Source organism: Streptomyces sp. NPDC051976, assembly GCF_040680795.1.
In the GTDB taxonomy this organism is placed as follows: domain Bacteria; phylum Actinomycetota; class Actinomycetes; order Streptomycetales; family Streptomycetaceae; genus Actinacidiphila.
Genome location: NZ_JBFAXL010000005.1, coordinates 106,666 through 126,950, shown reverse-complemented (window position 1 = coordinate 126,950; position 20,285 = coordinate 106,666). Strand labels below are relative to the sequence as shown.

Sequence of the window (20,285 nt, the reverse complement as noted above, 5' to 3'; positions counted from 1 at the left end):
CGGTCCGGCGCCGGGCGCGGACGCGCGTCCGCGGCACGGGCGTTGAGCCAGTAGAGTGACGGACCGTGACTGCGCGACCATTGCACGAGATCGTCGAGGCGGGCTGGGCGAAGGCGCTCGAACCCGTGGCGGACCGTATCGCGGCCATGGGGGACTTCCTCCGCGCCGAGATCGCCGGGGGCCGCACCTACCTGCCGTCGGGGGCGAACGTGCTGCGCGCGTTCCAGCAGCCGTTCGACGACGTCCGGGTGCTGATCGTCGGCCAGGACCCGTATCCGACACCCGGACACGCCGTGGGGCTCAGCTTCTCGGTGGCCCCTGAGGTACGCCCGCTGCCGGGCAGCCTGGAGAACATCTACCGCGAGCTGGGCACCGACCTCGGGCTGCCCCGGCCGTCGAACGGCGACCTCACGCCGTGGACCCGGCAGGGCGTGCTGCTGCTCAACAGGGCGCTGACCACCGCCCCGAGGAAGCCCGCGGCGCACCGCGGCAAGGGCTGGGAGGAGGTCACCGAGCAGGCGATCCGGGCGCTGGCGGCGCGCGGGCGCCCGCTGGTGTCGGTGCTCTGGGGCCGCGACGCGCGCAATCTGCGGCCGCTGCTGGGCCAGTTGCCCGCCATCGAGTCCTCGCACCCGTCGCCGATGTCCGCGGACCGCGGCTTCTTCGGCTCCAGGCCGTTCAGCAGGGCCAACGACCTGCTGGCGCGGCAGGGCGCGCAACCGGTGGACTGGCAGCTCCCCTGAGGACGGCGGACGGTAGTCTGCCCGGGTGACCACGCATTCGAATACCCCGGCGGGCTGGTACGCGGACCCGCAAGGCACGCCGAATCTGCTCAGGTACTGGGACGGGGCCCAGTGGACCGAGCACACCAACCCCGGCCAGGTGCCCCAGCAGCAGGGTGGCAGCGCCTGGGAGTTGAACGTCAGCCGCCCCGCCGACCCGGCCAAGGTCCAGCACCAGGTGCAGCAGCAGGCCGGTGTGGCGCCCACCGGGTTCGGCGGCGGCACCCTGTTCACCGAGCCGGTGCTCGTGGTGAACCAGAAGGCCAAGCTGATCGAACTCGTCAACGAGTACAGCGTCTTCGACCAGCAGGGCCGCACCCTTGGCTCCGTCGTCGAGATCGGGCAGAGCACCGCGAAGAAGGTGCTGCGCTTCGTCTCCAGCGTCGACCAGTTCCTGACGCACAAGTTGGAGGTCAGGGACGCGCACGGCCAGCCGCAGCTGGTGCTGACCCGGCCCGCGAAGCTCCTCAAGTCCAAGGTGCTGGTGCAGCGCGCCAACGGTGAGCCGCTCGGCGAGATCGTCCAGCAGAACGCCTTCGGCAAGATCAACTTCGGGTTCATGTACAACGGCCAGCAGATCGGCGCCATCAAGGCCGAGAACTGGCGGGCGTGGAACTTCGCCATCGTGGACCACACGGACACCGAGATCGCCCGGATCACCAAGACCTGGGAGGGCCTCGCCAAGACCATGTTCACCACGGCGGACAACTACGTGCTGCAGATCCACCGGCAGCTCCAGGACCCGCTGCTGAGCATGGTCGTCGCCTCGGCGCTGACCGTGGACACCGCCCTGAAGCAGGACTCCCGCGGGCTCGGCTGATCCCGTGCCGCCCGTGGGTGATCCCGCCGCCCGTTCCGTGCCACCCGGCGGCGACGGCGCGGCCGGCTGGGTGCTAGGGGTCGACTCCGGCGGTTCGGGGCTGCGGGTCGCCGTGGCCCGCGCCGACGGCGCCGCGGCGACCGAGCCCGCCGTCGCCGACCGCCCCGCGGTGGTCGGCGCGCGCGGCATCGACGCGGCCGACCTGCTCGGTCTCGTGCTGCCCCTGGCGAAGCAACTGCTGGACGGCCGCGGCGCCACCGGCCTCACCGCGGCGTGCGTGGGCGCGGCCGGGATGGCCTCGCTCGGCGACGACTTGCACGCGGTGCTGCCCGGCGCGCTCGCCGAGGCGTTCGGCGTACGGTCGCTGGCCCTGGCCGGTGACGCGGTGACGGCCTACGCCGGCGCGCTGGGTCTGCGGCCCGGTGTGGTGGTCGCCGCGGGCACGGGCATGATCGCGCTGGGCACCGCCCCCGGCGGTGACGGCTGGCGCCGCGCCGACGGCTGGGGTCATCTCCTCGGTGACGAGGGCAGCGGCGCCTGGATCGGCCGTGAGGGCCTGGTGGCGGCCCTGCGGGCGCACGACGGCCGGGCGGGCGGTTCCACGGCGCTGCTGGCCCGCGCCCGGGAGGTGTTCGGCCCGCTGGACCGGCTGCCCGCCCAGCTCTACCCCCGTCCCGACCGGCCCGCCGTGCTGGCGTCCTTCGCGCCCGAGGTGGCGCGCTGCGCGGCCGACCCGGTCGCCTCCGACATCCTGCGGCGGGCGGCGGCGCACATCCTGGCGGCGGCCGCCGCGGTACGGCCCGGCCCCGGCGCCGTCGACGTGGCGCTGACCGGCGGCCTGTTCAAGATGGGCGAGCCGCTGCTGGGGCCGCTGCGCGACCAGGCCGACTGGCTGCTGCCGGAGGCCGCGCTGGTGCCCGCGGCGGGCGATCCGCTGGACGGCGCGCTGCTCGTGGCGGGGGCGCTGGCGCGCGACGCGTTGACGCTGCCCGCCGATCCAGCACTGCTCAGGATCGTCCGATGACCGAACGTGATCAGCGAAACGGACACTTCAGGACAGGTGTGCCCCAGCTCTGACCCGCCCGAACATCCGGGCGCCGCAAGGCGTTAACATGCGACGCCATGAGCACTGCCACAGGGCCAGCCTCCGGCCTTCCCGTCCGAATGCCGCGTCCGCGCCAGCCGGGACGTCACCGCCGACCGGAGGCGCTGGCCGCGCCCGAGGGCGCGCCGGTGCTGGTTCTCGCCGTCCCCGGCACCCCCACCTCCGCCGCGCTCAGCCTGGCGGAAGAGGTCGTGAGCATCGCCCGCTCCGAGCTGTCCGGGCTCGATCCACGGATCGGCTTCGTCGACGGCGACGACAGCGAGGACAGCGAGTTCCCCGCGCTGCGCGCGGTGCTGGACCGCACCGCCGCGGAGCGCAGCGGTGAGGACACCGCCGCCGTCGTGGTGCCGCTGCTCGCCGGGCCCGAGGCGTCGGTGCTGCGCCGGATCCGGCAGGCCATCGCCGACAGCAAGGCGCAGGTCGAGCTGACCGATGTCCTCGGACCGCACCCGCTGCTCGCCGAGGCGCTGCACGTCCGGCTCTCCGAGGCCGGTCTGGCCCGCGCCGACCGCGCCCGGCTCTTCACGGTGGCGACGGCCGCCGACGGCATCATCCTGGCCACCGTGGGCGGCGAGGAGGCGGCGCAGGCCGCCGGGGTGACCGGGCTGCTGCTGGCCGCGCGGCTGGCCGTCCCGGTGCTGGCCGCGGCCCTCGACGAGGACGGCGCGATCGCGTCGGCCGCCGAGCAGCTGCGCTCCTCCGGCTCCAGCACGCTGGCGCTGGCCCCCTGCCTGATCGGCCCGGAGATCGCCCCGCAGCTCCTGCACACCGCCGCCGCGGAGGCGGGCTGTTCGGGCGCCGACGCCCTCGGCCCGTACCCGGCGGTCGGCAAGCTGGTGGTCACGCACTACGCGGGCGCGCTGGGCATCTCGCTGCAGCAGCAGGGTGCGCCCACGCACTGATCCGGTGAACGACGACGTCGGCGCGGGCGGGTGGTCCTGGTGGAGGACCACCCGCCCGCGCCGTCTCTCCCGCGCCTTTCGACCCGTGTCAGGCGCCCCGTGTCAGGCGACCTGTGTCAGGCGAAGACCACGCAGGACACGGCGGGCAGCGCCAGCGAACCCGACTGCTTCGGGATGCCGTTGGCCGGGTCGACCTCGAACCAGGTGACGTCGCCCGAGCGTTCGTTGGCCGCGTAGAGCCGGGTGCCCGAGGGGTCGAGGGTGAGGTGGCGCGGCCAGTCGCCGCCGCAGCTCACCGTGTCGAGCAGTTCCATCCGCTCGCCGGACTCGTCGAGCGCGAGGACGGCGATGCTGTTGTGGCCGCGGTTGGCCGCCCAGGCGAACCGGCCGTCCGCCGAGAGGACCAGCTCGGAGGGGAAGTTGTCACCGTCGACGCCGTCCGGCAGCACCCGGGTCTCGGCGAGCGGCCGCAGGCTGCCGATGGACGGGTCCCAGCGGCAGACGGTGACGACGGAGTCCAGTTCGTTCATCACATAGGCGTGGCCGCCGCCGGGGTGGAACGTGAGGTGCCGCGGGCCGACGCCGGAGCGCAGGCCCAGTTCCCGCTCGATCTCCAGCTCGCCGGTGGCGGCGTCGAGTTCGCAGACCCGCACCGAGTCGGTACCCAGGTCGACGCTGACGGCCCAGCGGCCGCTGGGGTCGGTGAGCACGGCGTGCGCGTGCGGGCCGGTCTGGCGCTCGCGGTGGGGTCCGTCGCCCTCGTGCTCCAGCACCGAGCGCAGCTCGCCGAGCGCCCCGTCGGCGCCGATCGAGAGCACGCTGACGCTGCCGGGCTCCGAGTAGTTGGCGGTGAGCAGGTGTCCCTGGTGGACGGCGAGGTGGGTCGGCCAGCCGCCACGCACCGGCACGGGCGCGCCGAGCAGCCGGGGGGCGGCCGGGTCGGCGAGCGAGAACGCGGCCGCCGCGCCCTCCGGTTCGGTCTCGCTGACCGCGTAGAGCGTGCCGCCGTCCGCGGACAGCGCCAGGAAGGACGGGTTCGGCACCTCGGCGGTGTCGCCGAGCGCGGTGAGCGCTCCCGTTCCGGGGTCGACGGCGGCCGCGGTGAGGCCGCGCCCACCCGCCGAAGTGAACGACCCGATGTATGCGTGCCCGGCCACTGCCGTACCTCTTCCGCCTGATGTCTGTACGGCGGCTGAGAGTAGTACCTGACGCCCGCCACGTCGCCCCCGGGGCCGCCGGGACGCCCGCGGGGCTCCCCGGGCCTGTCGCGGGCCGGACAGGCGTTCTAGGCGGCGAGTGCGGTGCGGGGAGCGGCGGCCAGCGGGGCGGCCAGGCCCGTGAGGGCGGTTTCGAGGCCGTGCAGGTGGGCGAGGGCGCGCTCGGCCCGCGGGTCGTCCGAGGTCATGGTGGTGGCCGGTACGGGGCAGGGGACGGCGGGCGGGGTGGCGGTTTCCGGGGTGCCGAGGCGGTGCAGGGCGTCCTCCACGCGGCGGCAGGCGGCCAGCAGCCGCTGGTCGTGCCCTGCCTGCGGGTGGGCGACGACCTCGGCGAGGCCGCGGACCTGGAGGGCGCAGACGTCAAGCAGGTCCAGCACCTGCCGGGCCCTGGCCCGGCGCGCCCGCAGCGGGCTCAGCGGGTGCACCAGCGGCGCCACCGAGGCCCGTACCCGTCCCAGCACCAGGTCGAGTTCCGCCGCGCGCCGCGCCAGGTCGTCGCCGGGACCGCCCGCCAGATGGGTGGCGGCCTGCGCGGTGAACTCCCGTACGGCGTCCAGTGCGCGCCGGATCCAGGCGTCGGTGGCCGCGTGCGTGGTGACCGGCAGCACCAGCAGCACCGCGAGGGCGGCCCACAGCGCGCCCGCGCCCGTCTCCTCCAGCCGGAGGACGAGCAGCGCGGGCCGCAGCACACCGAGCAGGCCGTAGAGCGAGCCGGCCATCACCGTCACGAAGAAGGTCATCCAGCTGTACGAGACCGGCGCGCTGTAGAAGATGCCGAAGACGCAAGCCGCCACCAGGACGGCGGAGGCCGCGGGCGCGCCGTGCAGCGGCAGGGCCAGGGCGAAGCCCGCCACGATGCCGGTGGCGGTGCCCAGGACGCGGCGGAAGCCGCGCACGAGCGTCTCGCCGCGCGAGGCGGTGTTGACGAAGATCCACCAGGAGGTGGCGACCGCCCAGTACCAGCGGTCCTGGGAGACGGCCTGGCCGAGTGCGAGGGCGCCCGCGGCGGCGGCCGCCGCCTGGAACGCCTGCCGGGTGGTGGGCCGGTCCAGGCCGCGCGGCTGCGGCAGCGCGACCGCGGGCGGCGGGGGCACGCCCCGCTCGTAGCACCACAGGCCGAAGCGGACGGTCACCGCGCAGAGCAGGGCGACGGCGATCGCGCCGTACAGCTCGGGCAGTTCGGCGGGGACGGCGTGCAGGAACTGCGCGACGAAGAACATCATGAACGCGAAGACGCCCAGCGCGTGGCCGCGCGCGCCCCAGCGGCGGGCGTACACCCCGCCGAGGACGACCGTGACGAAGGCGGCGTCACGAGCCGCGGGGAAGGGGTGCAGCCAGGCGGCGGCGGTCAGTACGGGCAGCCCGACGGCGGGCATCAGCGCGGTGGTGACCGCCTGCTCGCGCACCCGGGGATCGGCGACGACGAAGAACGCCAGCAGCGCCGCGAGCCCGCCGCCGCACACCGCGGGCAGCGGGAATCCGGCCAAGATCGTCACCGCGACGGCGAGGGCGATCCCGAGGACGGCCCGGGTGGCGGCACGCAGCCGCACCCGCCCCGGATCCGGCGCGACGAACATCCTCTTCACCTGTACGGTCCCACCCCTGCTCGTTCCCGGTGCCGGCGGCGGTCGGCGCCGGACATGGCAAAGGCGTTGCGGAGGACCGCAACGCCATCGTCACCCCAAGGAAAGCACCCCGGCGGGCAGTGGCTCAAACCGATCGCCGCGCGCTGAGCCATTGGTACGGTTGAACGACCATCTCATCGACCACGAGGAGCCATCGGCCCATGGCCGTCGACGCCCTGGACGCCCGCATCCTGCGGCTGCTTCTCGAACAGCCGCGGACCAGCGTCCGTGAGTACGCCCGCATCCTGGGCGTGGCCCGCGGCACCCTCCAGGCCAGGCTCGACCGGCTGGAGCGGGACGGTGTGATCACCCTCGCCGGCCCCCGGGTCTCCCCCGCCGCGCTCGGCCACCCCGTGCTGGCCTTCGTGCGGATCGAGGTCACCCAGGGGCATCTCGACGAGGTCGGCGACGCGCTCGCGGCCGTCCCCGAGATCATCGAGGCGCTCTCCATCACCGGCGGCGGCGACCTGATCACCCGCGTCGTCGCCCGCGACAACGCCCACCTGGAGGACATCATCCAGCGGCTGATCCGGATGCCGGGCGTGGTGCGCACCCGCACCGAGATCGCCCTGCGCGAGCGCGTACCGCACCGGGTGCTGCCCCTGGTCGAGTCGATCGGCCGGTCCGCCGGACCGCCGACCAGGCCCTAGCGGGCCGCCACGAAGTCCCTGACCTCCTGGGACGCCTTCGCGAGCGAGCCGGAGTCGAAGGGCGGCTGCGGGTCGTACTCGATCAGCAGCTGGTACGCCTCGGCCGCGACCCGGCCCGCGGCCAGTTCGGCCAGCCGCAGCGCCATGTCGATCCCCGAGGAGACCCCGGCCGAGGTGATGATCCGGCCCTGCTCGACGACGCGGCGCGGTGTGTAGACGGCGCCGTACGACTCCAGGTCCGCGACGGCGGACCAGTGGGTGGTGGCCTCCAGGCCCTTGAGCAGCCCGGCCGCGCCGAGCAGCAGCGAGCCAGTGCACACCGATGTGGTCCAGCGGGTGGTGGCGTGGACGCGCCGGATCCAGTCGAGCAGTTCCTCGTTGCCGACGTTGAGCCGCGCGCCCCTGCCGCCGGGGACGACCAGCAGGTCGGCCGCGGTGATCTCGCCCAGGGCCGCCGTCGCGACCAGGCTGAGCGGGCCGGCCCCGTCCACCACCGGCCCCGGCGTGGCCGCGGCGAACACGACGTCGGCGTCCGGCAGCATCCGCAGCACCTCGTAGGGGCCGACGGCGTCGAGGGCGGTGAACTGGTCGAAGAGCGGGATGACGATACGCATGGCGGATGGCCTTTCGGCGAGAGAGGTCAGGGGACGGCGGGCGCCGCTCGCGTGGCGCCGGTGGGGCGGTGTGGGGAGAAGTGCCTGCGGTAGTCGCCCGGCGTGACGCCGAGGGACCGCCGGAAGCCGCGGTGCAGTGTCTCGACGGTGCCGAAGCCGCAGGTGCGCGCGATCGCGTCGAGGGTGGCGGCGGTGGACTCCAGCATCCGGCGCGCCGCCTCGATCCGCGCGCTCTCCACGTAGGCCGCGGGTGTACGGCCCACCTCGGCGCGGAAGACCCGGGTGAAGTTGCGTTCGCTCATCCGGGCGCGGGCGGCCAGCGCGGGGACGGCGAGGTCGTCGCCGAGGTGGTCGGCGATCCAGTCGAGGACGTCGCGCAGCGGCGCGCGCTCCGGGCGCTGCGCGGCGAGCTGGGCGCTGAACTGGGCCTGTCCGCCAGGCCGTTGCACGAACATCACCAGGTGCCGCGCGATGGTGCGGGCCAGGTCGGGCCCGTGGTCGTCCTCGACCATGGCCAGGGCGAGGTCGATGCCCGCGGTGATGCCGGCCGAGGTCCAGAGTTCGCCGTCGCGCACGAAGATCGGGTCGGGGTCGACGGTGACGCCGGGAAAGCGCGCGGCGAGTTCGTCGCAGCGCGACCAGTGGGTGACGACCCGCCGCCCGTCGAGCAGTCCGGCCGCGCCCAGCAGGAACGCCCCGCTGCACACGGACGCGGTCCTGCGGGCACGGCGCGAGGTGCGGGCGCACCAGTCGACGAAGTCCGCGTCCTCGCACGCCCGGTGGACTCCCCCGCCGCCGACGGCGACCAGGGTGTCCACCGGCCCGTCATCTGCCCGGTCGGACTGGCCGGCCCGGTCGCACTGGCCGGTCGTCAGGGTCGGGGAGACGGCGATGCCGCCGCTCGACGCGACGGGGCCGGGCGCCGCCGCCACCGTCTCGGTCGCGTAGGCCGTCTCGTCACCGGTCAGCCGTCCGGCCAGCACGAACACCTCGTGCGGCCCGGCCAGGTCCAGGAGCTGGAAGCCGGGGAAGACGGCGAAGACGACGCGTCGGCTGGTCACCCGTCCATCGTGTGCCGGGGCCGCGGATGGCGGCAAGGACACGGATATGACGTTTTCCGCCATGCGCGCGGTGCCCGCCGCCCTCTGGCGGACGCGCGTAGAAACGCGCATCATGGCCGTGTCCCACCCGCCACTGCCGACTCATCCGACGAAGCAGCGCGTTGTCATGGGCATGTAATTCCGCATGCCGTCTCCGCGGACCCCTCCCCCACGGGCCGCCGCCACGACACGCGACACCCCGGGCGCGTCACGCCGCGACCACCCGGGGCCCGGAGCCCGGCGGTCCGGGCCGTCCCGTCGGCACGCTCTTGTCATGCGCAGTTCACATGCACGCGGTTCATACGCACGAGTTCATATGCACGCGGTTCACACGCACACCGTCACGGCTCCACGCACGACCCGGGATCACCCCCCCGGATCACGTCCCGGGATCACACCCCACTGTGCGAGCGAAGGGATTCGACATGGCTTGCGGATCGACCAGTCTCTGGGCAGGAGAGACGACCTGGTTCTGCTGCGGCAGCGCCTGGGGCCCCTGCGGCAGTACGGGCACCGGCGCCTGCGGCACCTGCCAGTCCAACGCCCATCAGGCGGCCTGGCCCAACACCTCGGCCTCGTGCTTCAGCATCACCCGCCCCGACCTGTGCGGCGAGACCATCCAGCGGCGCGGCTGCGGCTCGGTGATGAACGTCAGACACCAGTGCTCCGGCGCGACGGTCTGCGTCACCGTCTCCGACTGCGGGCCCCGCACCAAGAGCTTCTGCGGCGAGTCCACCTGCTGCAACGGCTCCTGCCGCACCAACCGGGTCATCGACCTCACGCCCGCCGCCTTCTCGGCGATCGGCAACCTCAGCTCCGGCAAGCTGCCCGTCTACATCTACGAGTGAGGAGGGACCCGGCATGAGCAACCACCAGGGACCGGCCGAGCGCACCGGGCTCGACCGCAGGCGCTTCCTCACCACCGCGGCCCTCGGCGGGGCCACCATCGTGGGCGCCTCCGCGCTCGGCGGTATCGACGCGGACGCCGCCTTCGCCGCCCCGATGCCGTCGCTCGACCCGGCGATCGCCAAGTCGGCCTTCGCCGAGGGCCGGATCACGGCCGTCAACGGCAGCGTGCTGGAGGTCGCCGGGTCCTACGGCGACCAGCACCTCATCCAGCTGACCAACGCCACCAGCATCTGGAAGCTGCGCCCGACCACCGCCGACGAGGTCAGGGTCGGCGACGGGCTCTACGCCCGCGGCGTCGACATGCCCGACGGCACCATCGCCGCGGACGCGGTCTGGGTCAACATCGTCAACATCTTCTGCACGGTCAAGGGCATCGCCAAGGACCGGCTGCACCTCGCCCACGGCAACCACGCCGTGGTGGGCAGGATCGTCGCCGAGACGACCACCGCCTCGTACCTCGGCGGCGCGCTCACCTCGGACCTGTCGCGCGTACGGATCGGACAGGCGGCGCAGATACTCGGCGCCTGGCGGCCCGACGACGACACGATCGACATCGCCCGCGTGACCGTCGGCCACTGAGGAAGGGGCTGCGATGACCTCACTGATCCCGAATCTCGCACCCTTGGTGTGCGGAATGCTGCTCGCCGCCACTGGTGCGGGAAAACTGTTCGGCCGCCGCACCGCGCAACTGGCCGCGAACACCGTGCTGGTACGGGTGCTGGGCGACGGACGGCGGGCCGCCCTGGCTCTGCGCGGCGTCGGGGCGGCCGAACTCGCCGTCGCCGCGGCGCTGCTGGCCGCGCCGGACACGGTGGCGCCCGGCATCGCGACGGCCGTGCTGGGCGCCGGCTTCACCGCCTACCTCGGCTACGCGAAGGCGACCGCGCCGGAGTCGTCCTGCGGGTGCAGCGCCCGGGACGAGGGGCCGATCGGGGCGCGGGCCTTCACCCGCGCCGGGCTCGTCGTCCTCGGCGGCCTGGTGGCCGCGACCGCGGACCGCGCCTGGTGGTCGCAGCTCCCCCGGCACCCGGTGGCCTCGGCCGCCTTCCTGCTGGTCGCGGGTTCGGCCGTCCTCGGACTCTCGGCCGACCTCGACCGGCTCTGGCTGCTGCCGCTGCGCAAACTGCGGCTGCGGGTGTTCGGCAGTCCGCTGGCGGGCCCCGGTGAGCGCGCGCCGGTCGCCGCGTCCGTGGAACTGCTCGAACACTCCCTGGCCTGGCTGGCCGCCGCTCCCCTCGTCCGCTCCGCGCTGCTCGACCACTGGGACGACGAGGGCTGGCGCATCCTGCGCTTCGCGGGGGTCCACGAGGACGCCCGCGGCGCCCATCCGGTCAGCGTCCTGTTCGCGCTCGACCTGACGTCCACCATCGACACGACCCCCAGCCCCGCCGTCCGCGTCTCGGTGATCGACGACCGCACCGAGGAGCTGGTCCCGCTCGACCTGATGCGGGACCTGGCCCTGCGGACGCCGCTGCCGCTGGCCAACTGAGCCGCCCGCGGCGGTCGGGGTGCGTGAGCGCACCTCCGTACCGCCGCGGGCGAGGGGAACGGGCACCCGCATCCTCCGGTACGCCGCCGGAGGAGGCGGGTGCCCCGATTTCCGGGTCACCCGATCAGTCGCGCGCCCGCCTCCCCGCGCGCCGGGCCGCCGACCGGACGGCGCCGGTCGTGGTGACCGCGGGCGTCCGCGGGTCCGGCGGGAAGCCCACCGGCGCGTCGGCGTAGCCGCCGTACACCCGCATCTCGGCCGCCGCGGCGAACGGCTGCCCGTTGAGCGCGCCGAGAGCGGTGAAGCGGACGTACGAGGCCCGTACCGGCGCGAAGGTGATCCGCTGCGTCTGGGGAGAGTCGACGAGCGTGCCGTGGGCGACGGTCTGCCAGGTGGCGCCGTCGTCGGAGACGGCGACCTCGTACCCGGCGACGCGGCCGTTGGGACCGCCGCTCTGCCGGTCCAGGTAGCCGAAGCCGTCCACGTCGGCGGGGCCGCCCAGCTTGAGCGTCACCCAGTGCGGGTACGGCGCCTCGGAGTCGGTGTAGTCGGTGTGCCAGATGGTGCCGGGGTCGCCGTCCAGCACGTTCGACACCGGACCCTCGGCGGGGCCCGAGGAGAGATTCTCCGAGTCCGCGGTGGCCGTCATCGAACTCGGCGAGAGCACCGGCTCCGTCGCCACCGTCGCCTTGGCGTCGGCCGACACCGTCTTGACGGCGCCACCGTTGGTGTAGGCGGCGGTGGCCTTCCAGGCGGCCGAGGTGCCCGCGGCGCCCGCGGGCGGTGTCAGCAGCCAGGTGGTGGTGGCCGAGGCGCCCGGCGCCACACTGGCGAAGGCGTTGCCGTGCTGCTCCTTCACCGCCGCGGTCCAGCCCGCGGGCAGCCCGTCGAGGGAGACCACCACACCGGTGGCCGGCGTCAGCTCGCTGTTGGTGAACGTGGTGACGTACTCGCTCGGCACGCCGGGGCTCAGCTCGGCCGAGGCCGGAGTCGTCACGCTCGCGCAGGCGGGACCCGCGCTCGCCGGGCCCAGGTCGGTGACGCGGAAGTCGTCGAGCACGAAGTCCGTGCCCGCGGCGCCGCCGAGCTTGCGCAGGCCCACCCAGGTGTCGCCGCAGCCGGCCACGATCTGCCGGGAGTAGGTCGCGGTGTCCAGCGCGGGCGCCAGCACCTCGCGGGTGACGTCCTTCGACGCGACCTTGCCGCCGCCGACGGTGTCGGCGCCCGTCACCCAGGCCCACTGGCCGTCGACGTTGGTCTGGTACCTGAACGACACCGCATAGGTGTGTCCCGCGACGAACGGCACGGTGGCGGGCACCGTGCGGTACACCAGACCGGTGTTCTCCTCGTGCGCCTTCAGCGAGTGGTCGCCGCCGATGACGTCGTCCACCGCCTGCCCCTTGAGCGTGCCCGACGCGTAGGGCGCGTAGGTGTTCTTCCACGTCTTCTGGCTGTAGGGCGCGTGCAGGTCGCTGATGCTGGTCCGCGGGTCGGTGACCTCTCCCGCGTCGCCCTTCACGAACGGTCCCCAGCCGGGCTGGTTCCCCTCGAAGTCGTCGGCGGCGACGACCGTGCCGCCGCTCGTGCCACTCGCCGCTCGCGGCAGCGGCACCTTGGCGTCCGCCATCAGGCGCAGGTCGTCGAGGGTGACGGCCGCCGTACCGGCGACCGCCCTGACGGCCACCGTGGCGGTGCCGTCGCGCGGCGCGGTGAAGGTCACGGACGCGCGCTGCGCATAGGTGCCCTCCTTCGCGTCGGCCGCCACCTCGTTGGCGGCGGGAGTGGTGTCGAACGTGTTCAGGACAGGGTGCGCGGCGGGACCGGCCACAAGGGTGGTGGCCCGGCGCTCGCCCGCCGCGATCTCGACGTCGGCGCTGAAGGTGTAGGTCCTGCCCGGGGTGAGGCCGGTGACCCGCTGCGAGACGCCGGAGGCGTCCGTCCCGAGGCGTGCCACGTTGTCGCCGTTGTCGGTCCGCGCGACGGCCGCGCCGCCGGACGGGTGCCAGACGTCCAGGTCGCCGGCGTTGAAGCCCGGGTCGCGCAGTGCGCTGCCCTGGCCGAAGTCCACCGCGGTGTGCGGCGCGGCGTCGTACAGCGGGGCCAGCACATAGGGCTGGTTCTTGTCCCCGGTCAGCGTCACCTGACCGTTCACCGGGGTGACGGTCCCGGCCTTCACCCGGCCCTGGTCGGTGAGCTTGTAGAGGGCGAACCGCTGGGTCCCGGCGAACTGGCGGGTGAGGCCGAAGGTGTGGGAGCCGCCGGTGGCGCTGTAGTAGTACATCTTGTCGGCGTGTTCCGGCGACGAGGTGCCGTCGCCGTGCGCGGCCTCACCCCAGGGCAGCAGGTAGCTGCCGCCGTCGAGCACCAGCGCGCCGCCCATGGTCACCTGGCGCACACCGCCCGCCATGGCGACGTGGACGCCGCCGGTGAGGTCGGCGGAGGTGCCGAAGTCCCAGTTCGTCACGGGGAAGTGCTGGAGGAACTTGGTCGGCAGGTTGTTGGCCCAGATGTTGCCGTAGAAGGCGTTCCAGTCGTCCTGGCCGGTCCAGCCCTCGAACTCCTTGATGGACGAGCCGCCGAGCAGCGGGTCGACGTTCCACACGTCGCGGTCGGAGTTGGCGATGAAGCGGACGATGTTGGAGTTGATGCCCTTGTTGGTGGGCCCGCCGTACCCCTTGTCGCTGGCCCAGTGCGACCAGATCGAGTCGCCCTCGAACTTGTACGCCCACTCGCTGGCGACCTCGAAGCCCATCGCGTGCAGCTGCGTGGCCAGTTCGTCGGCGAGCCAGCCGCTGGAGTAGTACGCGTCGATGTAGACGGTCCTGATTCCCGGCGCTTCCTTGCGCAGCTCCTTGAACCGGTCCAGGACGGCGCCGGAGCCCAGGTCGGTGCGCTGGTCGATGTGGTACGACTGGTTGAGCCAGTCCCAGCCGTTGACCTGGCCCTGGATCAGGCCGGAGCTGAAGTGCTTCGCCTGCGGGTACGCCTCGGTCACGTTGACGTGGACGGCGAGGTCGGAGTTGTAGCGGGCGCCGACGGAGGCGAGTGTGGTGAGGTCGGCGAGGCCGCCCGCTCTGACGTTGTAGTCGCCGCCGTAGTCCGGGTGGCCGGAGTCGTGGCCCTCGTTGGCGTAGCCCTTCTCCAGCACCCACTGGCCGAGGTCGTCGGTGGCCAGCGAGATCCGCTTGACGTTGTCGAGCGTCTTGAGGAACGGGTTAGTGGCCTCGCTGGCGAAGTTGAACGGGATGTGCTGGACGACGCGTTCGGGCACCCGGTCGGCGCCCAGCGGGTGCGGCATCGCGGCGCGGTACGCGATCGCGCCGTCCTCCCAGGTCACCTTCCCGTCGCCGTTGGCGTCCGCGGCGAGCACCACGGTGGTCTTCGGCAGCGCGTGGAGCGCGACCCGGGTGTCGGTGGCGCCCTTGGCCGCGTAGGTGTAGTTGCCGACGGACAGTTCGGCTCTGCGGGCGCCGCCGCCGGCGTCCACGATCTGCGACTGGAGGCGGGTGTTGCCGTTGTCGTTGTTGTCCTGCGCGGCGTCGTCGGTCGCGTTGGTGAGCAGGCCCGCGGCGAGCGTGGAGTTGCTGACGAAGCCGTAGGGCGTGCCCACCGGCGCCTTGTCGGGCGTGGCGGCGGAGTTGATCGTGGTGAACCGGTCGGCCGTGGTCGTCGAGTCGGTGGAGATCCTGGTGCGCGCCAGACTGGCGTGCGGGTCGGAGGAGTCCACCGAGACCAGTGACTGCCCCGGTATCGCGAGCTGGTCGACGCCGCGTGCCGCGTCGCCGGTGATCGACTTCACGGCGAACACCACCGTCTTCCCGCCGGTCACCGTGATCGTCGAGGTGATGGTGAGGTGCGGCAGATCGGCGAAGACGGAGGTGTAGGTGGCCGTGTCCCGTCCCGCGGTCATCGTGGTGGTCGCGGTGTGCGCGGTCCCGTTGATGTCGAACGTGTTCAGGACCGATGCCTGCCCGGCGAGCGAACCGCCGCTCATGGCGTACGAGATGACCTGCGGGAACTCCTTGGCGACGGTGACCTTGAGGCCGCCGCGGCTGAGGGTGACCGGTGTCGCCGGGTGGGCCGGGGGCGTCGGGTCGACGGGGGCGGGGGTGGTGTCCCCGGTCGCGCGGACCCGGACCTCGGAGATCGAGGCGTTGTCGGTGCCGTTGACGGCGCTGTCGGCCTCGATCTTCACGTAGCGGCCGGTGACCGGCTTGTCGAAGACCACGGTCTGCACGTCGGAGTTGGCGGCCGGCTGGTGGAAGGAGCCGGTGGCGGCGGGCTGTCCCCAGTCGGCCTTCGGGTCCTTCGCCACGGCCGCGTCGTCGGTGACGAAGATCCGGTAGTCCTTGACCGGCCCGTTGGCCTGGTTCTTCACCGAGTAGTCGACGCCGGTGAGGCTGAAGGAGCCGCCGACGTCGAGGGTGAGCCAGTGCGGCATCGGGGTCTTCGCCACGCCGACGCCGCCCACGACGTCGTAGGCCACGGTCCACTGTGTGGCCGGGTCCTTGTCGAAGGCGGCGAGCGCGGTGCCGTCCAGTGCGGGCGGCGCGGGGTAGGCGGGCGATTCGGAGTCGGCGTAGACCAGTGCGTACTGGGCGGGGTCGATGGGGGTGCCGGCGTCGGCGGCCGGTGCGAGCTGCGCCGGGCGCGCCTGGGCGGGCACGGCGGCCACCGACAGGGCGGTGACGCTGAGGAGCACTGCGACCGGCAGTGCGCGGGTGAAGCGCGGGGTCATACCTACCACCTATGAGCTTCCGAGGGTCCTTGGAGCGCAGGGTGAGGCAGACTGTAATGCCGATGGCATCGATAACACCAGAGAACATCGTGGCAAGTTCACTGGGAGACGTGTTGGGTGTTAGCGCCCTACAGGAGCAGGACCGGTGCTGGCCCGGACGACCAGCGTGGGCTCGACGGTGGCCGGCTCCAGCGAGGCGTCGGGGTCGGCGATGTACCGCAGCAGGTGGGAGACGGCCAGCTCCCCCATCTCGGCGAACGGCTGCGCCACGGTGGTCAGCGACGGCGAGCAGTACTCGGCCAGCGCGATGTCGTCGACACCCACGACGGAGATGTCCTCGGGCACCCGCCTGCCCAACTCGTGCAGGGCGCGGATCACCCCGAAGGCCATCTCGTCGCTGGCCACGAAGACCGCCGTGACATCCGGGATACGGCCCAGGATCAGCCCGTTGCGGTATCCGGAGGCCGGTGACCAGTCGCCCGCCAGCTCCGGCGGCACCACCCTGCCCTCCTCCTCCAGCACCGCCCGCCAGCCCCGGGCGCGGCTCGCGGCGTCCAGCCACTCACTCGGCCCCGAGACGTGCCAGACGGTCGAGTGGCCGAGGTCGAGCAGGTGGCGGGTGGCCAGCCGGGCGGCCAGCGACTGGTCGACCGCCACCACCTCGGTCGCCGAGGTGCGGGAGCCGTCGATGGTGATGGTCGGCACCGCGCTGGTGAGCTGCTCGATCTGGCGGCTCACATGGATCAGCGGCACCGCGAGGATGACGCCCTCCACGTGCTGGTCGGCCAGCCGCATCATGGCGCTCTCGATGGCGGAGGTGTCGAGCGAGGCGGTGGTCGCCGCGCTGACCGCGTAACCGGCCTCCTGGGCGGCGCGCTCGATGCCGACGGTGACGGCGGTGCGGGAGTAGAAGCCGGTCTGCAGCGTCACGACACCGATGGTGCGGCTGCGGCCGGACGAGAGCATGCGGGCCGCGTTGTTCCTGCGGTATCCGAGCTGCTCGACGGCGGCGAGCACCTTGGCCCGGGTCTCCTCCTGCACGTTGGGGTGGCCCGCGAGCGCCCGCGACACCGTCTGGGCCGACACTCCGGCCACCCGCGCCACATCGGCCATCCCGGGGGGACGCGCCGCGTCGCGTACACCGTGCTTGTTCATGGACGCCTTCCCAGGTCCGCCTGCTACTGCTCCTGAAGATGCTAGCGGTCGCACCTCATCACAGGGGGTGTTCGCCAGCATTGCGGAGGTTCGTCTGGGCCCGTCTTGGCATCGATAACATCCTGTGCCAAGGTTCTGCTGCGCCACGGGTGTGGCCGGCGAGAAGGGGGAGGCCATGATGGGGAGACCGGTGACCGACGAGGCGGTATCGCTCTCATCGCCTGCCGCCGCCGGCGGACCTCTGCTCACCCACCCGCACGGCGAGCTGCTGCGCGGCGGACGGCCGCACCGGGTGCTCGCCGGATCGCTGCACTACTTCCGGGTCCACCCCGGCCAGTGGGCCGACCGGCTGGCGCGTCTCGCCGCCATGGGGCTCAACACCGTCGACACCTATGTGCCGTGGAACTTCCACGAGCGCACCCGCGGCCGGTTCCGCTTCGACGGCTCGAGCGACATGGAGCGCTTCCTCGCGCTCGCCCAGGAGACGGGTCTCGACGTCATCGTCCGGCCGGGCCCGTACATCTGCGCGGAGTGGGACAACGGCGGGCTGCCCGCCTGGCTGACCGGCCTTCCCGGGATGCGGCCGCGCTCGTCGTACCGCCCCTTCCTGGACGAGGTGGAGCGCTGGTTCGACGAACTGCTGCCCCGGGTGGCGGCGGCGCAGGCGGGCCGCGGCGGCCCTGTGGTGGCCGTCCAGGTGGAGAACGAGTTCGGCAGCTACGGCGACGACGGCGCCTATGTGGCGTGGGTGCGTGACGCGCTGGTCGAGCACGGCATCACCGAACTGCTCTACACCGCCGACGGACCCACCGAGCTGATGCTCGACGGCGGCACCCTGCCCGGGGTGCTGGCGACCGCGACACTGGGCTCGCACGGCGCCGACGCCGCAGCGCTGCTGCGCGCGCGCCGCGACGGCGAGCCCTTCGTCTGCGCCGAGTTCTGGAACGGCTGGTTCGACCACTGGGGCGAGAAGCACCACGTCCGCGCGGTCACCGGCGCGGACGGCGCCCTGGGCGAGATCCTGGACGCGGGCGGCTCGGTCAGCGTCTACATGGCGCACGGCGGCACCAACTTCGGTCTCTGGGCGGGCGCCAACCACGACGGCACCGCGCTGCAGCCGACCGTCACCAGCTACGACTCCGACGCGCCCGTGGCGGAACACGGCGCCCCGCGGGCGAAGTTCTTCGCCATGCGCGACCGGCTGCTCGCGCTGACCGGCGAGGCCGGGCGCCCGCTGCCCGCCGCCGCGCCGCTGCTCGCGCCGCGCTCCCTGGAGCCGGTCCCCGGGGCGGCGCTGCTCGACGCGCTCGCCGCCGTGTCGGCCCCGGTGGCGTCGCCGCACCCGCTCACCTTCGAGGAGCTGCGTCAGGCGTCGGGGCTGGTGCTCTACCGGGCGCACCCGCTGCTGCCCCGGGGCACGCACGAGTTGGCGGTGGACGGCCTGCACGACCGCGCCCAGGTCTTCGTCGACGGCGCCCCGCTGGGCGTCCTGGACCGCGAGAGCGGGTCGCTGGCCGTCGAGGGCGCGGGCGCGCGGGTACGGCTCGATCTGCTGGTCGAGAACCAGGGCCGGATCAACTACGGTCCGCTGCTCGGCCAGGGCAAGGGCATCCTCGGCAGCGTACGGATCGACCGCCGCCTGGTGCAGGGCTGGCGGATGCACCCGCTGCCGCTCGACGAGTGGACCCCCGACGCACTGCGCCGTGCGGCGGCCGCGGCGGCGCCCGCGGGCGGGTCCGGCTTCGCCACGGCGCACTTCACCGCCGAGGAGGCCGCGGACACCTTCCTGGCCTTCCCCGGCTTCGCCAAGGGCTTCGCCTGGATCAACGGCGAACTCCTCGGCCGCTACTGGGAGATCGGCCCGCAGGTCACCCTCTATGTGCCCGCCCCGCTGGTCGTTCCCGGCCGCAACACCGTGACCGTCCTCGAACTCGAGCGATTCGGCGACCGCGTGGACCTGCGCGACCGGCCGGAACTGGGGCCGACCGAGGAGTACGTGGAGACGTTCTCCTGAAGCGTCCGCAGTGGCGGGCGGGCCCGGCGGCGGCGCAGAGCGCGGGGACTCGGGAGACGCTGTCGTCAGCGCGGTGGCGTCGGCGCGCGGCCGGGAGGGGCGGCCGCCCGGCGCGGGGGCCGTCGGTGCGTGCCGTCGGAGCCTGCCGGGGGCGCTACTTCTTGGCGCGGCTGGGCTGCACCCGCTTGGGCTCGCCCGCCATCTTCGGGTACTCCGGCGGGTAGGGCAGGTCGCCCAGTCCGTGCTCGCGTTCGTCCCGGTCGGCCAGCTCCAGCGCGGCGTCCAGCCGGAAGGCGTGCTCGTCCATGTCGGCGTGCACATCGCCGACCTCGGCGAAGCGCGCGGGCATGGTGACCAGGTCGAAGTCGCCCGGTACCGCGCTCTCCACCTCGTCCCAGCGCAGCGGCGCGGACACCGGCGCGTGCGGGAACGGCCGTACGGAATAGGCGCTGGCGATGGTGCGGTCGCGCGCGGTCTGGTTGTAGTCCACGAAGATCTTGGGACCGCGCTCCTCCTTCCACCAGGCGGTGGTGATCCGCTCGGGCGCCCGCCGTTCCAGCTCCCTGGCCACCGCGATCGCGGACCGCCGCACCTGGGTGAAGGTCCACTCGGGGGCGATGGGGACGAAGACGTGCAGGCCGCGGCCGCCGGACGTCTTGGGCCAGCCGGTCAGGCCCAGCCCGTCCAGGACCTCGCGGAGTTCGAGGGCGGCGCGCACCGCGTCGGCGTATTCCGTGCCCGGCTGCGGGTCGAGGTCGATGCGCAGCTCGTCGGGGTGGTCGGTGTCGCCCCTGCGCACCGGCCACGGGTGGAAGGTGAAGGTGCCCAGATTCGCCGCCCAGAGCACCGCGGCGGTCTCGGTGGGGCAGATCTCGTCGGCGAACCGGCCACTGGGGAAGGCGATCCTGGCGGTCGGGATCCAGTCGGGCAGGTTCTTGGGCGCCCGCTTCTGGAAGAAGGAGTCGCCCTCCACCCCCTCGATGTAGCGCTGCAGCGTGGTGGGCCGGTCCCTGACGGCGCGCAGGATCCCGTCGCCGACGCTCAGGTAGTACTGGACGAGGTCGGCCTTGGTGAGCCCGCGCTGCGGGAAGTAGACCTTGTCCGGGTGGGACACCCGGACCGTACGCTCGCCGACCGTCAGCTCCAGCGCTTCTGCCATGCCCTC

General features: G+C 73.4%; 16 protein-coding genes. 9 read left to right on the top strand and 7 right to left on the bottom strand.

The window, feature by feature from the left end; translation table 11 throughout:
• Nucleotides 1-65: 65 nt before the first annotated feature.
• The 4 genes from AB0M29_RS07950 to AB0M29_RS07935 all read left to right on the top strand — a co-directional run bounded on the left by AB0M29_RS07950 (nt 66) and on the right by AB0M29_RS07935 (nt 3,609).
• Complete coding sequence (locus tag AB0M29_RS07950; protein WP_365380553.1) at nt 66-743, top strand: uracil-DNA glycosylase; 678 nt, start codon at nt 66-68, stop codon at nt 741-743.
• A gap of 25 nt (nt 744-768) precedes the next feature.
• On the top strand, nt 769-1,602 hold the full coding sequence (locus AB0M29_RS07945) for a phospholipid scramblase-related protein (protein WP_365380551.1): 834 nt from the start codon (nt 769-771) through the stop codon (nt 1,600-1,602).
• Between the two features lie 13 nt (nt 1,603-1,615).
• Nucleotides 1,616-2,626 (top strand): BadF/BadG/BcrA/BcrD ATPase family protein, encoded by a 1,011-nt coding sequence (locus AB0M29_RS07940; RefSeq protein WP_365380549.1) that lies wholly within the window; start codon nt 1,616-1,618, stop codon nt 2,624-2,626.
• Nucleotides 2,627-2,724: 98 nt separating this feature from the next.
• Complete coding sequence (locus AB0M29_RS07935; RefSeq protein WP_365380546.1) at nt 2,725-3,609, top strand: hypothetical protein; 885 nt, start codon at nt 2,725-2,727, stop codon at nt 3,607-3,609.
• 116 nt (nt 3,610-3,725) lie between these two features.
• On the opposite strand, the gene AB0M29_RS07930 is transcribed toward AB0M29_RS07935, so the two are convergent.
• Both AB0M29_RS07930 and AB0M29_RS07925 read right to left on the bottom strand, forming a co-directional pair.
• Nucleotides 3,726-4,766: a lactonase family protein gene (locus AB0M29_RS07930; protein ID WP_365380544.1), complete on the bottom strand. Its 1,041-nt coding sequence runs from the start codon at nt 4,764-4,766 to the stop codon at nt 3,726-3,728.
• A 128-nt stretch (nt 4,767-4,894) separates the two neighbouring features.
• The gene (locus AB0M29_RS07925) at nt 4,895-6,403 is read right to left on the bottom strand and encodes an FUSC family protein (protein ID WP_365380541.1); all 1,509 of its coding nucleotides are present in this window, start codon (nt 6,401-6,403) and stop codon (nt 4,895-4,897) included.
• 209 nt (nt 6,404-6,612) lie between these two features.
• Between AB0M29_RS07925 and AB0M29_RS07920 the strand changes: the two genes are divergently transcribed.
• The gene (locus tag AB0M29_RS07920; RefSeq protein WP_365380538.1) at nt 6,613-7,101 is read left to right on the top strand and encodes an Lrp/AsnC family transcriptional regulator; all 489 of its coding nucleotides are present in this window, start codon (nt 6,613-6,615) and stop codon (nt 7,099-7,101) included.
• Here AB0M29_RS07920 and AB0M29_RS07915 read toward each other — a convergent pair.
• A complete protein-coding gene (locus tag AB0M29_RS07915) occupies nt 7,098-7,715 on the bottom strand; it encodes a DJ-1/PfpI family protein (protein WP_365380535.1) in 618 nt (205 codons plus the stop codon). The two genes, AB0M29_RS07920 and AB0M29_RS07915, sit on opposite strands and share 4 nt — an antisense overlap.
• 26 nt (nt 7,716-7,741) lie before the next feature.
• Nucleotides 7,742-8,776: a GlxA family transcriptional regulator gene (locus tag AB0M29_RS07910; RefSeq protein WP_365380532.1), complete on the bottom strand. Its 1,035-nt coding sequence runs from the start codon at nt 8,774-8,776 to the stop codon at nt 7,742-7,744.
• A 464-nt stretch (nt 8,777-9,240) separates the two neighbouring features.
• On the opposite strand from AB0M29_RS07910, the gene AB0M29_RS07905 reads away from it, so the two are divergent.
• Genes AB0M29_RS07905 through AB0M29_RS07895 form a run of 3 tightly spaced genes read left to right on the top strand, consistent with a single transcriptional unit; the run spans nt 9,241 to nt 11,213 of the window.
• Entirely contained in the window at nt 9,241-9,663 is a 423-nt protein-coding gene (locus AB0M29_RS07905; protein ID WP_365380530.1) for a hypothetical protein, read from the top strand.
• A gap of 13 nt (nt 9,664-9,676) precedes the next feature.
• Entirely contained in the window at nt 9,677-10,303 is a 627-nt protein-coding gene (locus AB0M29_RS07900; RefSeq protein ID WP_365380528.1) for a cell wall protein, read from the top strand.
• 13 nt (nt 10,304-10,316) lie between these two features.
• A complete protein-coding gene (locus AB0M29_RS07895) occupies nt 10,317-11,213 on the top strand; it encodes a MauE/DoxX family redox-associated membrane protein (protein ID WP_365380525.1) in 897 nt (298 codons plus the stop codon).
• A gap of 124 nt (nt 11,214-11,337) precedes the next feature.
• Here the strand turns inward: AB0M29_RS07895 and AB0M29_RS07890 are convergent, their stop codons facing one another.
• Both AB0M29_RS07890 and AB0M29_RS07885 read right to left on the bottom strand, forming a co-directional pair.
• On the bottom strand, nt 11,338-15,951 hold the full coding sequence (locus AB0M29_RS07890) for an endo-alpha-N-acetylgalactosaminidase family protein (RefSeq protein ID WP_365380522.1): 4,614 nt from the start codon (nt 15,949-15,951) through the stop codon (nt 11,338-11,340).
• A gap of 120 nt (nt 15,952-16,071) precedes the next feature.
• On the bottom strand, nt 16,072-17,106 hold the full coding sequence (locus AB0M29_RS07885) for a LacI family DNA-binding transcriptional regulator (RefSeq protein WP_365380519.1): 1,035 nt from the start codon (nt 17,104-17,106) through the stop codon (nt 16,072-16,074).
• Between the two features lie 178 nt (nt 17,107-17,284).
• Here AB0M29_RS07885 and AB0M29_RS07880 point away from each other — a divergent pair, with 178 nt between their 5' ends.
• A complete protein-coding gene (locus tag AB0M29_RS07880; RefSeq protein WP_365381025.1) occupies nt 17,285-19,120 on the top strand; it encodes a beta-galactosidase in 1,836 nt (611 codons plus the stop codon).
• A gap of 154 nt (nt 19,121-19,274) precedes the next feature.
• Here AB0M29_RS07880 and ligD read toward each other — a convergent pair whose 3' ends face one another.
• Nucleotides 19,275-20,279 carry a non-homologous end-joining DNA ligase gene (gene ligD / locus AB0M29_RS07875; protein WP_365380516.1) on the bottom strand — a complete coding sequence of 335 codons (1,005 nt, stop codon included), beginning with the start codon at nt 20,277-20,279 and terminating at the stop codon, nt 19,275-19,277.
• Between the last annotated feature and the right edge of the window lie 6 nt (nt 20,280-20,285).

Excerpts from the sequence above, each read along its gene's own strand:
- AB0M29_RS07935 (WP_365380546.1), top strand. The coding sequence starts at position 2,725 with ATGAGCACTGCCACAGGGCCAGCCTCCGGCCTTCCCGTCCGAATGCCG.
- AB0M29_RS07925 (WP_365380541.1), bottom strand. The coding sequence starts at position 6,403 with ATGTTCGTCGCGCCGGATCCGGGGCGGGTGCGGCTGCGTGCCGCCACC.
- AB0M29_RS07920 (WP_365380538.1), top strand. The coding sequence starts at position 6,613 with ATGGCCGTCGACGCCCTGGACGCCCGCATCCTGCGGCTGCTTCTCGAA.
- AB0M29_RS07915 (WP_365380535.1), bottom strand. The coding sequence starts at position 7,715 with ATGCGTATCGTCATCCCGCTCTTCGACCAGTTCACCGCCCTCGACGCC.
- AB0M29_RS07905 (WP_365380530.1), top strand. The coding sequence starts at position 9,241 with ATGGCTTGCGGATCGACCAGTCTCTGGGCAGGAGAGACGACCTGGTTC.
- AB0M29_RS07900 (WP_365380528.1), top strand. The coding sequence starts at position 9,677 with ATGAGCAACCACCAGGGACCGGCCGAGCGCACCGGGCTCGACCGCAGG.
- AB0M29_RS07895 (WP_365380525.1), top strand. The coding sequence starts at position 10,317 with ATGACCTCACTGATCCCGAATCTCGCACCCTTGGTGTGCGGAATGCTG.
- AB0M29_RS07890 (WP_365380522.1), bottom strand. The coding sequence starts at position 15,951 with ATGACCCCGCGCTTCACCCGCGCACTGCCGGTCGCAGTGCTCCTCAGC.
- AB0M29_RS07885 (WP_365380519.1), bottom strand. The coding sequence starts at position 17,106 with ATGAACAAGCACGGTGTACGCGACGCGGCGCGTCCCCCCGGGATGGCC.
- AB0M29_RS07880 (WP_365381025.1), top strand. The coding sequence starts at position 17,285 with ATGGGGAGACCGGTGACCGACGAGGCGGTATCGCTCTCATCGCCTGCC.
- ligD (WP_365380516.1), bottom strand. The coding sequence starts at position 20,279 with ATGGCAGAAGCGCTGGAGCTGACGGTCGGCGAGCGTACGGTCCGGGTG.